The 15,635-nt window shown below is 33.3% G+C and carries 15 protein-coding genes; 13 read left to right on the top strand and 2 right to left on the bottom strand.

What is annotated here, in order from left to right; genetic code table 11:
• Nucleotides 1–4: 4 nt before the first annotated feature.
• The 5 genes from K5R64_RS08875 to K5R64_RS08855 all read left to right on the top strand — a co-directional run bounded on the left by K5R64_RS08875 (nt 5) and on the right by K5R64_RS08855 (nt 3,493).
• Nucleotides 5–637: a GNAT family N-acetyltransferase gene (locus K5R64_RS08875; RefSeq protein WP_220762767.1), complete on the top strand. Its 633-nt coding sequence runs from the start codon at nt 5–7 to the stop codon at nt 635–637.
• 211 nt (nt 638–848) lie between these two features.
• On the top strand, nt 849–986 hold the full coding sequence (locus tag K5R64_RS08870; RefSeq protein ID WP_220762765.1) for a hypothetical protein: 138 nt from the start codon (nt 849–851) through the stop codon (nt 984–986).
• 488 nt (nt 987–1,474) lie between these two features.
• Nucleotides 1,475–2,095: a ferritin-like domain-containing protein gene (locus K5R64_RS08865; protein WP_220762763.1), complete on the top strand. Its 621-nt coding sequence runs from the start codon at nt 1,475–1,477 to the stop codon at nt 2,093–2,095.
• A gap of 123 nt (nt 2,096–2,218) precedes the next feature.
• A complete protein-coding gene (locus K5R64_RS08860) occupies nt 2,219–2,740 on the top strand; it encodes a CinA family protein (protein ID WP_220762761.1) in 522 nt (173 codons plus the stop codon).
• A gap of 210 nt (nt 2,741–2,950) precedes the next feature.
• Nucleotides 2,951–3,493, top strand: a complete 543-nt coding sequence (locus tag K5R64_RS08855; RefSeq protein ID WP_220762759.1) for a hypothetical protein — start codon at nt 2,951–2,953, stop codon at nt 3,491–3,493.
• A 322-nt stretch (nt 3,494–3,815) separates the two neighbouring features.
• Here the strand turns inward: K5R64_RS08855 and K5R64_RS08850 are convergent, their stop codons facing one another.
• Together K5R64_RS08850 and K5R64_RS08845 are read right to left on the bottom strand one after the other, a co-directional pair.
• Nucleotides 3,816–4,259: a hypothetical protein gene (locus tag K5R64_RS08850; protein ID WP_220762757.1), complete on the bottom strand. Its 444-nt coding sequence runs from the start codon at nt 4,257–4,259 to the stop codon at nt 3,816–3,818.
• Nucleotides 4,260–4,380: 121 nt separating this feature from the next.
• Nucleotides 4,381–5,148 (bottom strand): helix-turn-helix domain-containing protein, encoded by a 768-nt coding sequence (locus K5R64_RS08845; protein WP_220762755.1) that lies wholly within the window; start codon nt 5,146–5,148, stop codon nt 4,381–4,383.
• A gap of 84 nt (nt 5,149–5,232) precedes the next feature.
• Here K5R64_RS08845 and dinB point away from each other — a divergent pair, with 84 nt between their 5' ends.
• The 8 genes from dinB to K5R64_RS08805 all read left to right on the top strand — a co-directional run bounded on the left by dinB (nt 5,233) and on the right by K5R64_RS08805 (nt 14,841).
• Nucleotides 5,233–6,414 carry a DNA polymerase IV gene (gene dinB / locus K5R64_RS08840; protein ID WP_220762753.1) on the top strand — a complete coding sequence of 394 codons (1,182 nt, stop codon included), beginning with the start codon at nt 5,233–5,235 and terminating at the stop codon, nt 6,412–6,414.
• Nucleotides 6,415–6,776: 362 nt separating this feature from the next.
• A complete protein-coding gene (locus K5R64_RS08835; protein WP_220762751.1) occupies nt 6,777–9,827 on the top strand; it encodes a DNA polymerase III subunit alpha in 3,051 nt (1,016 codons plus the stop codon).
• Between the two features lie 49 nt (nt 9,828–9,876).
• Nucleotides 9,877–11,250, top strand: a complete 1,374-nt coding sequence (locus tag K5R64_RS08830; RefSeq protein WP_220762748.1) for an exonuclease domain-containing protein — start codon at nt 9,877–9,879, stop codon at nt 11,248–11,250.
• Between the two features lie 101 nt (nt 11,251–11,351).
• Nucleotides 11,352–12,416, top strand: coding sequence for a glycoside hydrolase family 130 protein (locus K5R64_RS08825; RefSeq protein WP_220762745.1), 1,065 nt, complete (start codon nt 11,352–11,354; stop codon nt 12,414–12,416).
• Between the two features lie 122 nt (nt 12,417–12,538).
• On the top strand, nt 12,539–13,063 hold the full coding sequence (locus K5R64_RS08820) for a hypothetical protein (RefSeq protein ID WP_220762743.1): 525 nt from the start codon (nt 12,539–12,541) through the stop codon (nt 13,061–13,063).
• Between the two features lie 101 nt (nt 13,064–13,164).
• Complete coding sequence (locus K5R64_RS08815; protein ID WP_220762741.1) at nt 13,165–13,596, top strand: DUF1810 domain-containing protein; 432 nt, start codon at nt 13,165–13,167, stop codon at nt 13,594–13,596.
• Nucleotides 13,597–13,665: 69 nt separating this feature from the next.
• Nucleotides 13,666–14,169 (top strand): peptide-methionine (S)-S-oxide reductase, encoded by a 504-nt coding sequence (locus K5R64_RS08810; protein WP_220762739.1) that lies wholly within the window; start codon nt 13,666–13,668, stop codon nt 14,167–14,169.
• Nucleotides 14,170–14,199: 30 nt separating this feature from the next.
• Nucleotides 14,200–14,841, top strand: coding sequence for an SOS response-associated peptidase (locus tag K5R64_RS08805; protein ID WP_220762737.1), 642 nt, complete (start codon nt 14,200–14,202; stop codon nt 14,839–14,841).
• Nucleotides 14,842–15,635 lie beyond the last annotated feature (794 nt).

Below are 15,635 nucleotides of genomic sequence, written 5' to 3'. Positions count from 1 at the left end.
TAAAATGAACTTTTCATCAAATCCACAGCAACAAAACAAAGAAATTCCAACAAAAGCAGAAGGCAATTGGATTGAACATCCGTTAACATTAGAAAGTGATAACTATTGCTTACTACCTTTAGAAATGGAACACTTCAAGGATTTACTAGAAATTTCCAAAGACAAGCGCATTTGGGAATTTTATATAGTCGATGGCAGTAATTCCGAAAAACTGCTGCAAAGCTGGAATACTGCAATGATTGAAAGAAAAGAGGGTAACCAATATCCTTTTGTAATTAAGACTAAAAAAGATAATAAAATTATAGGAAGTACCCGTTTTTTAAATATTCAACCAGAACATAAAAAACTAGAAATTGGTTGGTCATGGATACATCCCAACTATTGGAATACGAATGCAAACAAGGAATGTAAAAAATTAATACTTACCTATATCTTCGAAACTTTAAAAGCCAATAGAGTACAACTTCAAACGGATGAAAATAACATACGCTCTCGCAAAGCAATTGAAAAAATAGGAGGTAAATTCGAGGGTATTCTGCGCCATGATATAATACGAGAGAATGGCGTTTTCCGTAATTCAGTTTATTATAGCATAATTAATTCCGAATGGGCAGAAATCAAAAATTGTCTTGGCTAGCGATAATGGTATAAATTAGGTATAGAAAAACAATAGCTCAATTTAATAAGTGAAAATTATAGTAAGTGTAAGTTTAAGTTTAAAGTATTACGCTTACGGTAGTGGATTTACTGACGCTTATCTCACTTTCCTATGTAGCATCTCAGTAATCACATTTTTCATATTCCCAAATGTAAAATATTTCACGGTAATGTAATTAGAAAGTAAGGTAATGAGGTTCAGTTTATATTTTATTCCTACTACTACTACTACTACTACTACTACTACTACTACTACTACTACTACTACTACTACTACTACTACTACTACTATTAGGAATGATCTTTTACAATATCTAATGGTGCAGTAGATAGATACTATATAATAAACTTTTAAAATTCTGTAACGATTACTGAAGTATCTGTTAATAAATTTGATAATGTTTAATTATTAAATATACTCGTAATGGAAAAAGCAACCAAAACTGTAAATAACATATGCCCACAAAATTCATCCTATTTACAATATCCACATCTTGCAAACCTAAAAGATGTTAATGAAACTGGGGTAGGTCAAGAGTAAAATATTAACATCACAGATAAAGTGTAAGAGACATTGTGGATATTATAGACGAACAAAGGATAACAAATACTTGCTAAGAAAATTAGCAATTTGCAGACTCTAAAAAATATTTACAAAAAAGGGTATAGTTTCATAATGAGAAAATATTTCACTTAATGAGCATATAGAGGATCAGACTAAAAAAGACAGTGAAGAATTGGAATCAGAATCTTATAAAGAGCATCAAAATGAAAATGAAATATATTATTACAAACAATTAACTTAAATATTATAAAAATGGAAACAAAGAGTAAGAATAAAAGCAAGAAAACAAATACAAGTTCTAAAAAAACAATTGTAAAAGCAAAAAAATCGGCTGCCGAAGGATTAAGAGAACTTTTCGTGGATGCTCTAAAAGACATCTACTGGGCGGAAAAAGCATTAGTAAAAGCACTTCCTAAAATGGCTAAAAATGCTTCTAATGAAAATTTAGTTAATGCAATAAATGACCATCTAGAAATTACAAAAAATCAAGTCACCAGAGTAGAAGAGGTTTTTGAGAGTATTGGTGAAAAAGCTGTTGCTAAAAAGTGCGATGCCATGGATGGATTAATTACAGAAGGTAAAGATATTCTTAAAGAAACCGAACATGGTGCGGTTCGAGATGCTGGTATCATAGCGGCTTCACAAAAAATAGAACATTATGAAATTGCATCATACGGTACTCTAGTAGCATTCGCTAAAACATTGGAAGAAACTAAAGCTGTAAAATTGCTTGAAGAAACATTAGCGGAGGAAAAAGATGCCGATAGTATATTAACTGAAGCCGCTTATAACTCAATAAACTTTGATGCTGCAGATTCTGAAAAAGAAAAAGAAGATGAAGATGAAGATAAAGATGAAGATGAAAAAAAATAATACTTCAATAAAAGCTAAGCCTGCAATACATTTATTATTGCAGGCTTTTTTTTTACCATAAATAGGTACCCAATCAATAAGTACTTCACAAAATTGGAATGTTAATCAATAAAAAAGTTTAAAATGGCTTCTAAACAGGTTATAGACTGTGCAAATATTTTAATTAAAAAAAAGTGGAAGATAGCATTTGTTGAAAGTGTATCGGCGGGTAAAATGGCTTTTGAATTCTCAACTGTTCAGCGATCAGGAGAAATATTATTGGGTGGTATAGTTTGTTATGATGTATGCATGAAATTAAATTTGTTACAAATTCCTAAAGACTTAATTGAAACTTTCACCCCAGAATCTGCTGAAGTTACTCAGGCAATGGCTGTAAATTTTTATAGTTTAGGACTAACGGATATATGTGTGGCAGTAACAGGTCTAGCAACACCTGGTGGAAGCGAAAACTCGGAAAAGCCTGTGGGAACAATATTTATTCATATCATTTTCCCTCATAGACATATAGCTAGACGTATAGAATTTAAAGGAACCCAAGAACAAATTATTAAAGAGACCATTGATGAAACTGCATGTATTATTACCGAAGTACTTATTGACCAAGAAAAAAATAATGTCAGCCGTACATCAAATTCGCATGAATAAAGTTAATAGTTTGCGAGAATAGCAAAAATTTGTTTAATAAATAAAATGATGTTGAACAATTTTATAGGTTATTAGAATTCAAATGTAACTACACCAAAATGGATTATACCCGAATGTTATAAACTTTCTGCTGAATATTGTAAGTGTTTGCTAATGAATCTAATATAGATTTGTAATAGTTAAATAATTTAATAATTAAAATTTAAAAAAATGGAAAATTCAAATAACAGAGACCAAAACAATCGTCCGATGTTGACAGGTATGTTTGCTAATCGTGAAAATACTGAAAGAGCGTATAACAACTTAATTGAGAGAGGTTACACTAGTGATGAAATTAATGTATTAATGTCAGATGAAACCAAGGAAAGAGATTATTCCAATACAGATGATAATTCTGAGTTAGGAAATAAAGCAGCTGAAGGAGCAGGGGCTGGTTCAGCAATTGGTGGTACAATTGGCGCTATAGTGGGAGTAATAGCTGCATTAGGAACAAGTGTACTTATTCCTGGGTTAGGAATCATTGTAGCAGGACCTTTAGCCGCTGGTTTAGCAGGTGCAGGAGCGGGTGGAATTACAGGAGGTATAATTGGAGCTTTAGTAGGTTCAGGTATTCCTGAGGAGAGAGCTAAAATTTATGAGTCTGGTATTAAAGAGGGTAATGTGGTAATGGGAGTGTATCCACGTACGGAGGAGGACGCCGAATATTTTGAAAACGATTGGAGAACAAACCAAGGAAAAGAAATTTATCGATAGATAGTTCTTTTGATAAATGAAAATAAAGACCGTCTAATTTTTTAGACGGTCTTTTAAATTTATAGGTATAAAAAAGAGGGAAAGGTTAATGTTATAACGTATAATTAAAACATTATTTAAATCCTTCAACAAGCAAAAAAAATTAGAACTAACATTTAACAGAAATTTTGTTAGGCTTAATTTTTAATAATTAAGAGAAACTAACTCAAATAATAACGTTTAGATTCTTCGTAACAAAAATTAAATTAATGGCATTAACTCAAGGGAATATCAAAACAAAATTCGTTTTTTTATTAAATTTTTAGCAATGTCAAATAATATTTTATAAGTATATATATACCAGAAAAGCGGACAAACCAAAAATAATATGAGCAAAAAAAAGTTGAAAAAAATAGCCATAAAAGTCAATTTTTGGCTCATAGTTGGTAAAATTAAAAATAAATGTCCATCCTAATATACCAATGAAACCACTTATGGCTCCTAGTAACAAACTATTTAACAAATTCAATTCTAAGAGGTTGTTATGCCAAAAAAAATGATAAGCCAAAACAAAAACAAAGCCAATTAATAAGTGGAGCAACCATGCTAATATTGTTAATGAAAACGGACGAAGGGATAAATTTAATTTATGTATAAAATACGTCAACAAGACAGGTTCCTTATATAATTCTTTAAATCCATCAGAAAGTAAATAACTAAACAAAGTCATTACTAATGTCCCTATAAATGATGCTAATAGAAGACTCATGAATGTATATAATTCCATAATTATATTCTTTTTAACATTTATAATTGAGGTTGTAAATGTAATTAAGAAACTAAAAGTGGTGATTATATAATTTTGAATAAAATTTTAATATTTTTAATTTTAAAGTACCTTTTCAAATTTAACTATGAATGGATTTCATTTCAGAAATCTCTCTTTTTAATTCTAACAATAGGTCTTTTATACCATCTAATTCGGTTACAACTTGTTTAGCATCAGTGCGCCCGATATTACATTTGTATTCCCAAATTTCAAGTATTTCAGAATACTTAACCTCAAAATTGGGATAAAAGGAATTATCCGATGCTAATACCAAAGCATTCTTTTTATTTTTATTCAGACGTTTATAGACCATACCATGATTCACAGTTATCAAAATATAAGTTTTACCATCAATAACTTCGCCTAAATTTTCTACATAGCGACCCACAATAATAGAACCATTTTCGTGTGGAGGCATTGAATCACCCTCAACTGGAAACCCCCTATATTTTCCAGAACCTAAAAACGGTAACGAAATCTGTTGCAAACTTTCAATGTATTCGGGATCAGCATATCCACTCAAATAACCTGCCTTGGCTTTTTCGGTCACTATTTCAATCACATTTTCTCCATAATGATCTATTTGAATGGGTAATAAAAGGCGGTTGTTTTCAAGTTTCACTAAAGCATCAAGTTCAATTTTCCGTATGTCAATGGAAAGCAATAAGTCAATGCTAATCTTAAAATATAAGGCAATTTTTTTCAAAATCTCATAAGGTGCTTCCGAAGTACCATCTTCATACTTAACGTACCTACCTCTAGTGATTTGCAACTGCTCAGCTAATTTCTCTTGGGAAATTTTATGCCTTATACGCAAGGCTCTGATATTGTCTGAAAATAAGGACATAGTGATTTTGTTACAATTTGTAACTACAAATATATTAAAAAATGTTATTATCTGTACTAATTTTGTAACACTAAAGAAATGATTATGAAAAGGGCAATTGTACATCTGGACATGAATACTTTTTTCGTCTCCTGCGAAAGGCTAACCAACTCACAGTTAGAAGGAATACCACTTATAATTGGAGGCGGTGACCGAGGTGTTGTGGCTTCTTGTTCGTATGAAGCTCGACATTTTGGAGTGCGTTCTGCCATGCCTATAAATATGGCTTTAAAACTTTGCCCACAAGCCAAAGTACTCAAAGGTGATATGGAACTATATTCTAAATTTTCTCATACCATTACTGAAATAATCCAAGAAAAAGCACCCGTAGTGGAGAAAGCCAGTATTGATGAATTTTATCTAGATATTACAGGAATGGATAAATTTTATGGATGCTACAAATGGACAGATGAACTCGCCAAAAAAATTACCAATGAAACAGGTTTACCTCTAACTTTTGCTTTATCAGTTAATAAAACGGTTTCAAAAATTGGAACGGGAGAAGGAAAGCAAAAACAAAATTTAGAAATCCCTGAACACCTTGTAAAACCATTCTTAAATCCCTTATCCATACAAAAAATCCCAATGGTGGGTAATGTAACCTTTCAAACCTTGTCAAGAATAGGGATTCGAACCATACAAACGTTATCCGAAATGCCTGCTGAGGTGCTACAACAAATGATAGGGAAAAACGGTCTCGAAATTTGGAAAAAAGCCAATGGGATTGATAATACTCCTGTAGAACCCTATACCGAAAGAAAGTCCATCGCAACAGAACATACCTTTGCTCAAGACACAATTGATATAGTGAAACTCAAAACCATACTCATAGGTATGGTTGAAAAGTTAGCATTCCAACTTCGTAAAGAACAATGGCTAACGTCAACCGTAGTAGTCAAAATCCGATACGCCAATTTTGATACTGAAACCAAACAATCCAAAATTGCCTATACCTCAGCTGATCATATTTTAAACAAAGTCGTATTAGAGCTATTTGAAAAACTATTCCAACGCCGTATGCGACTACGATTAATCGGAATTCGTTTTAGTGGATTAGTAAGAGGAACATACCAAATCAATCTTTTTGAAGATACCGAAGAAATGTTAGCACTTTATGCAGCAATGGATAAAATGAAAAATCGTTACGGCTTCGATGCAGTAATGCGTTGTGCTGGAGCTTCCTTCAAACCCAACAACAAAGCCGAAATTTTAAAACGTAACCCTTAAGCTTTAAACCCTTAAACCCTTAAACCTTTAAACTTTTTCTAAACAATTAACCGATTAACCTGTTAACCCTCTTCCCATGTACCTCAATTGCCATTCGTTACGAGATTCAACTGTCCTTAGCTTCCGCAGTCGAGTGTCAAATGTTTGAAGAATACGTAAAAAGAAAAGCTGTTTGAGCGTAGCGAGTTCTTTTCTTTTAGTATTCGAAAACTAATTTGACCGACGAGGAAGCGCAAGACTTGATTTTTTTGTTTCTTTTTAGATCAAGCAAAAAAGAAAATTGAAAGTCTAATTATCATTTTTAATAAAAACCTTATTGGTGTAAATAACGAACACTAAACTTTAAACCATTACTCATAATCATGTACCTCAATTGCCACTCCTATCACTCTCTCCGCTACGGCACAATCCCCTTAAACGACCTAATAGAACAGGCTGTTGTATGTGGAGTGAAAGCGATGGCATTAACGGATATTAATACCGTGACAGGGATTTATGATTTTATAAAAGGTTGTAAAGCTGTTGATATCAAACCTATAGTAGGTATTGAATTCCATTCGGAAAATAAATTGCGTTATATTGGTTTAGCCAAAAACGCATCGGGTGTAGCAGAAATGAATCGTTTTTTGACAGCGCACAATTTCAGTGGTGAACCATTACCCAAAGAAGCGCCTGAATTCAAAAATGTTTTCATAATATATAATTTAGAAAAGACACCAAATACATTAAGAGAAAGCGAATTCATCGGCATACGCCCCGAAGAATTACCCAAACTTTTTGTGGTTGAACTGAAGAGTAAAATAGATAAAATGGTGGTTCTACAACCAGTAACTGTTAGAACCAAAAAAGAATTCAATTTGCATAAAATTTTAAGAGCGATTGATTCTAATATCATTTTATCAAAACTCACAGAAGAAGATTATTGCAAAACTTCTGAAGTAATAAAACCACTAGCAGAATTGCTGGAATCCTATGCGGACTATCCTGCAATTATTCAAAACACCGAAAGGCTGATTGACCAATGCAATTTTACCTTTAATTTCACAACTCCCAAAAATAAAAAATACTATACTAATAACCGTCAAAGTGATAATGCATTGCTAACTTCATTAGCACACCAAGGTCTTTTATGGCGATATGGTAAGAACAACATTAAAGCCAAGGAACGAGTAGAAAAAGAACTCAAAGTCATTGACCAATTAGAATTCAGTGGTTACTTTTTAATAACTTGGGATATCATACGCTATAGCAACAGCCAAGGCTTCATGCACATCGGTCGTGGTAGTGGTGCCAATAGCATTATTGCTTATTGTCTTGGTATTACGGATATATGCCCTTTAGAACTCGATTTATACTTCGAACGTTTTCTAAACGAAAACCGTAAAAGTCCACCTGATTTTGATATCGATTGGAGTTGGAAAGAACGCGATGTAATCCTGGAATATATATTCAATCGTTATGGCAAAGAAAACGTGGCTTTTTGTGGTACTAATGTCGAATTCAAATACCGTTCTATTTTTAGAGAAGTCGGTAAAGTATTTGGTTTGCCAAAAGAAGAATTGGATCTATTGGCTAAAAACCCAATGAAATTACACGAAACCAATAGTATAGTAAAGTTGGTGCAGGAATACGGGATGATGCTCGAAAAATACCCAAATCAACGCAGTATGCATTCCTGTGGCATCATTATATCCGAAGAACCCATTACCAATTACACACCATTAGAAATGCCCCCAAAAGGCTTTCCAATAGTCCTTTTTGATATGTACGTAGCGGAAGATATTGGCTTCGAAAAATTTGATATTTTAAGCCAAAGAGGAATTGGTCATATTGATGATACGGTCAAACTAATCGAGAAAAATAGAGGCATTCGAGTAAATATCCGTGATACTTCCATTTCAAAGAATGAAACTGTTGCCAATAGTTTTTTAGCCCAAGGAAAAACCATCGGTTGTTTTTATATCGAAAGCCCAGCTATGCGAGGGTTACTACGAAGGCTCAAATGCAATAATTATAAAACCTTAGTCGCAGCTTCATCCATCATTCGCCCAGGAGTAGCCAAATCAGGAATGATGAAGGAATATATTTTCAGACATAACAATCCCACTCATTTTGAATATTTCCACGAGGTGTTCAAAGAACAATTAGGAGAAACTTATGGTATAATGGTCTATCAGGAAGACGTGATTAAAATAGCTTTACATTATGGAGGTTTAGCTGCTGCCGATGGTGATATTCTTCGGCGTGCTATGTCAGGTAAAGGACGTTCTCTAGCTGCTTTACAAAAAGTAAAAGACAATTTCTTTGCTTCCTGTGCTAAAAAAGGACATCCCGTTAAGCTAAGTGAAGAGATTTACCGCCAAATAGAATCTTTTGCGGGCTATTCTTTTTGCAAGGCTCATTCGGCTTCTTACGCAGTAGAAAGTTATCAAAGTCTATACTTAAAAGTCTATTATCCTATCGAATTTATGGTGGCAGTAATCAACAACCAAGGTGGATTTTACAGAACTGAAGTTTACGTTCACGAAGCAAGAATGGCAGGTGCGACAATTCACAATCCATGTGTAAATAAAAGCACCTACGAAACTACACTTTATGGAACAGATGTTTATTTGGGGTTGATGCACTTGCTAAGTTTAGATAGCAAAATGGCTTTGTTTTTAGTTTCAGACAGAGAAAAAAATGGGGATTTTATTTCTTTAGAAGATTTTATAAACCGAATTCCTATGGGAATCGAAAATATTAAAATTCTAATTTTTATCGGAGCTTTCCGTTTTACGGGCAAAACAAAAAATGAATTATTAGTAATTGCTAGTCTATTATTTAACAACCTAAAACCTGAAAACAAAAACATTATGCTCATACAAGAACCCGTTAAAGAATTCAAACTTCCAAAATTGGAGCGTTCACTATTTGAAGATGCTTTTGACGAAATCGAATTGCTAAGTTTTCCAGTTTCTTGCACAGTTTTTGATTTACTTAAAACAAAATACAGAGGGGATGTAATGGCTAAAGATTTAATTATTCATCACAAAAAACAAGTAAAAATGCTAGCCTATCTTATATCACGTAAACAAGTACCAACAGTGAAAGGAACAATGTATTTCGGGACATGGATTGATAAGGAGGGTACTTACTTTGATTCAGTACATTTTCCTGATAACTTATTACAATTCCCATTTCAAGGCGGTGGCTGTTATCTGTTATTAGGAATTGTCGAAGTAGATTATCACTTCCCTACAATTACAATAACCAAAATGGCTAAAATGCCCTTTGTGCCTGATCCTCGTTATATGGATGCCAAAGACCAATTCAAAACACAAAACCAAATTAAAGAAGATGTGAGTTGCACCCATCGAGAACCTTATCCACAAGAACATCAAATAAATTTGCCACGATTTCGAATGCAATAACAACAATAAGAGTTAAGCAATTAATCAATAAAAAGCATAAAGGAGATAAATGAAAAAGATGGAATACGCTATCGTAGATATTGAAACAACAGGCGGAAACGCTCGTGGCAGTCGCATTACCGAAATTGCAATAATTATTCACAACGGAACCGAAATTATAGAACGCTATGAAACACTAGTAAATCCCCAAAAAGAAATTCCAATACCCATTTTTGCACTAACTGGAATTAATAATGAAATGGTCAAAAATGCACCTCTTTTTGAAGATATTTCCGAAAGAGTTTTAGAATTACTCACTGACAGAATATTTGTGGCTCACAATGTCAATTTCGATTATTCCTTTGTTCGCCATGAATTAGAAGCATCAGGATTCAAATGGACGGCACGAAAATTATGTACAGTTAGAGCAGCTAGAAAAATTAAACCTGGATTACCATCCTATAGCCTAGGAAGACTATGTAATTCTTTAGGAATCCCATTAGAAAATCGACATCGCGCTGGAGGTGATGCGGATGCCACAGCAATTCTATTTAGAAAATTAATCGAATGGGATGATGACAAAATATTGGAACAAATGTTGAAAAAAACAGCACAAGACCAAAGACTGCCTCCCAATCTTCATCCTGATGATTTTAATAAACTACCCGAAAAACCCGGAGTATATTATTTCTACAACGAATTCAAAAAAGTAATCTATGTAGGCAAAGCCATCAATATAAAAAAGAGAGTAGCAACCCATTTCACTGGACACAGCGTAAACGCTCAAAGACAAAACTTTTTAAGAGATATACATTCCATTTCTTTTGAAGAATGTGCCACTGAACTTATGGCATTAATACTAGAATGCACCGAAATCAAAAAGCTTTGGCCAGCTTACAACAGAGCATTAAAAAAATTTGAACCCAAGTTTGGACTTTACCATTATCAAGCACGAAATGGATATTCCTATTTGGCTATAGGAAAACAAAGTAAATTTCAAGACTCATTAGAACATTTTAATAGTTTATCAGATGGAATAAATGTATTGCAAAGTTTAGCTAATGAATTTCAATTGGATTATCGTTTTTGTAATTATGGATGGAAAACAGGAGCCATACAAACGGTAGAAACAGAAAGCACCAATTTACCAGACATACATGTTCATAATAATAAAGTAGAAAATGCGATTCAATCTCTAAAAAACAGTAAAAAAACATTTGCGATAATTGACAAAGGCAGAACGGAAGATGAAAGAAGTATTATTTGGGTCGAAAAAGGTCATTTTTATGGGATGGGATATATTCCATGGGATACACCTATTACTAATCTCAATGATGTGAAAGAGGCAGTTACATTATACAAAAGCAATCAATACATTATGCAACTTATCCATAGTTTTATTGAAAAAGCACCACGTAAACAGTATTTTTTAGATAAAATATAAAGACACAGCAATTCACAATTAGCAACATTTTAAGAAAATAGATTTCACGAAGCACGAAAAACGTTGTACATTTCACTTAACTAATAGAAAAAGAAAGTTTTATGAGTGACTTAGCAAAACGTTTTTCTCAAAATCCTATTTTAACTCCAATTGATTTAACGCCTAGCGAAAATCAATTAAAAATCATTAGCCTCCTTAATCCTGGTGTATTTAGATATAATGGCAAAATCTGGCTTATAGTAAGAGTAGCCGAATCAATTCCTGAACAAGAGGGATACGTTTCCATACCAACATTAGATACGTCAGCTAAAATAAAAATTACTAAAATCAAATCTGATGATAAAGATTTACAAGCTGATGACCCTAGAGTTGTAAATTACAAAGGACTCGATTACCTAACAACAGTTTCCCATTTACGATTACTTTGTAGTGATGATGGCTTACATTTTAATGAAGCAGAAGACTACTATTCAATTGCGGGAAATGGTTCGCTTGAAAACTATGGAATCGAAGATTGTAGAGTAAGTCAAATCGACGATACCTACTATCTAACCTATACAGCAGTTTCAGCAAATGGTGTGGCAGTGGGATTAAGAACAACTAAAGATTGGAAAACTTTTGACTACAAAGGGTTGATACTGCCACCACACAATAAAGATTGTGCCATTTTTGAGGAAAAAATTAATAATAAGTTTTATGCATTACACCGCCCTTCAAGTCCACAAATTGGAGGGAATTTTATATGGATTGCTGAATCTCCTGATGGTGTTCATTGGGGAAACCATAAATGTATTTTACAAACACGAAAAAAATATTGGGATAGTGCTCGTGTCGGTGCAGGTGCTGCCCCGATAAAAACAGAAATAGGTTGGCTCGAAATATATCATGGTGCAAATGAAGAACACCAATACTGCTTAGGAGCTTTTCTAATGGATCTTAAGAATCCTTCAATAGTATTAGCTCGAACACAAAATCCAATAATGATTCCTACTGAACAATATGAATTGACAGGATTTTTTGGAAATGTAGTCTTTACCAACGGACATATTGTGCAAGATGATAAGCTTACTATCTACTATGGAGCAAGTGATGAAGTAGTCTGTGTGGCATATTTTTCAATTAACGAGATTCTAACATCATTACACTTTAGTGATAAAGATAAATAGCAGCCAAGTGAACTGCAATAAACTAGGCAACTTTACTTAAAAGAAGCCATTTTTTTGAATATTGGAATCATTTTGGTTTGAATACTTATCTAAATTTGTAGAAAATATTAATATAGGACACGATGGAAGCACAATTTAAAATAATTAGCAAACACAATCTTGATTGTACCTCGCTAGAAAATTTGGCAGAAGATATTAGTAAAAGAGGTATCGCAACAGTTGAATATGGAAGTTATCAAAACAATAACGACAAGTTAGAATTTTTTTTGAAAGGCATTAGTAAAGAATCCGACAATAAGCTCAAAGCTACTTTATATGATTGTACTACTGACAATTCTACAAATTATAACTTTGTTTTAGAATTTGGTGAAGAGTCCACATTGATTTATAATGATTTTATTAATTTTTTACCAGCATGGGAAGATAGTTTTGATACAATCAAAACAGCATTTTTAACAGATACTTATTTTAATAATTCTGTGTACCAGGGAATTTTTAAAGATCTCAAAATACTTGGTGGGGATAGAATTTATATTATAAAAGATAACTTTCTGCCGGAACTTGTTATTCCAGCAAATGCAACACTCTACAGTTATTTAGCTAAAATAAAAGAAAAACATATTTATTTTGAAATTCCTAATCTTTAGGATGTCAATAAGTATGTTTAACTCGATTGACCTAATTGCTAACATATAGAAATTTGTTGCAATACTAATATTAGATTCATATCACTTCAGTTACAATCTTTATGGAATCTTCGAATAATCTAAATCGTTTTATTGTTGCCCAACAAAATACTTTTGAAACGGCATTTACAGAAATAAAAAAAGGGAAGAAAAAGACTCACTGGATGTGGTTTATTTTTCCCCAAATTAGAGGACTGGGTTTCACAGATTACAATATATTTTATGCTATCAAAGATATTAATGAAGCAGAAAAATATTATGCGCATCCCATTTTAGGCAAACGTCTTATTATTATGTCAACAGCACTTCTTACATTGGATAATGTAACAGCAGTAGATATTTTTGGAAAACCAGATGCTAGAAAGTTACAATCATGTATGACTTTATTTAGCCAGTTGGAATTTCCCAATCCTATATTTAATGCTGTATTAGAAAAGTATTATGGAGGGAATAAAGATGAAAAAACATTGATGATGTTAAATAAACCAATTTAGTTAAGCAAAATTTTAATCTATTAAAACCAGCCGTTGAAAGAAATTAAATTGGAAAGAAAAAAATAACTAATGACTGAAAAAATTGGGCTAGGAGGGGGGTGCCATTGGTGTACAGAAGCAGTTTTCCAATCATTGATAGGCGTAACACACGTGGATCAAGGCTGGATGGCTTCAGATAAAGACAATATTGACTTTTCCGAGGCGATTATAGTTCATTACAACAGGGGTATAATTCCGTTGGAAATTTTAATTCAAATTCATCTTGAAACACACCAAAGTTCTATAAACCATGCAATGAGAAGGAAGTATAGATCTGCTATTTATTATTTTGATAAAAAGCAGATGGCAAGAATCCGAGAAATAGTACGCACACTTCGAAAAACTTCGGAAAATCCTATTATTACACAAGTTTTACCTTTTGTAGAATTTAAGGTTTCAAGGGAAGTAATTCAAAACTATTACTATAAAAATCCAGAAAAACCATTCTGTAAAAATTACATAAAACCCAAGCTGAAAATACTATTAGAAAGATACTCTAAATATATTTCGAACTCAAAACTTAAAAATTTGTAATTTTAGATAAACCAAAATACTTTATACTAAATGTGCTTTCATACTGAACAAACTAAGTTTCCAAAAGAAGTGGAATCTCGTTTCAAAGCTAAAATAATAGATGAAGAGAAATTCAAACCAACTTCTCATTTTAATGGATTTGTATTTCCACAGACACCAGTTATTATTGATGAAAATCCAACAGAAATCATACACTACAATTGGGGATTAATACCAACCTGGGCAAAAGACGAAAGCATTAAAAAAATGACTTTAAATGCACGAGTCGAAACACTAGAAGAAAAGCCAGCATTTAAAAATTCGATAAACAAAAGATGTTTAGTAATTGCCACTGGGTTTTATGAATGGCAATGGCATGACGCAACAGGAAAAAATAAAACCAAATATGAAATCGGTATTGGTAATCATGACTTATTTGCCTTTGCCGGTTTATATTCGCAGTGGACAGATAAAAATACAGGAGAAATTAAAGACACTTATACTATAGTCACGACACAAGCTAATCAGTTAATGGCAGAAATACACAATATCAAAAAAAGAATGCCAATAATCTTAAAACCAGAAGATGAAATGAAATGGTTAGAGCATATTGCTTATAAAGAATTCGCTTTCCCTTATGATGTTAATCTTGTTGCAACAAAACCAGATTCTGAACCTTTAACTTTATTCTAATTAATATTCACGATTCTAGAAAGGTATAAAAACACTTTCACGGTATAACAACTCGGGCAATCAAGCGGTCTCTCTACGGTCGTTCCCTTTGTTCCGTTCGGCTGTTCCAGTCGGGCTACACTATTTTGTGGAATTACTTATTTCAATGTAACTTTCAACAATCCTGAGCTTGACGAAGGGCCCTCCGTTCCACAGACACGGCGCAGTTACAATAAAACAGCAGCTTGAAATGAGCGGTAGCGAATTACATATGACCTTTAAAATTCAATAAACATATTCATATGAAAATAAGCAGCTGTTTTATTGCACTGCTTGTTCCTCATCTTCACACGGTCTCTTCCTGCGTTCGGTCGGGCATATGCATCCATAATACCGCTTCATTCCGTTTCGCTTTCAGAATATTTTGTTTTAAAATTACGAAACATCTCCTTTTAATATTTTTTGTCATCCTGAGCTTGTCGAAGGGCGCTTCACTACATTCCAGCAGTATTATGTCTGCCGCCCTCCGTTTTTTCAGCGGTTGCTCCTTCGCCCAGCCATCGGGGTTGGCTCGCTCCCTTTCAACTGCACTATCTGCTTATAATCACTTCTGTACAAATTAAATTGTTTATTTCCTTGAATTGTCATCCTGAGCGCAGTCGAAGGGCGCTATGCCCTGAATCAAGGTTACCCGCCAAAAAAAGGCGGGAGTCTTTTATTGTTTCCCCGCCGTTACACGCTCATAGCCGCTACGTTTCGCTCCACCTACATATTAAGATTTCTTTTGTCATCCCGAGCGCAGTCGAGGGACTGAG

It is taken from the genome of Flavobacterium sp. UMI-01, assembly GCF_019656315.1.
Classification (GTDB): Bacteria; Bacteroidota; Bacteroidia; order Flavobacteriales; family Flavobacteriaceae; genus Flavobacterium.
Note: the sequence above shows the minus strand (reverse complement) of the source record. Positions and strands in the feature narration are given on the sequence as shown.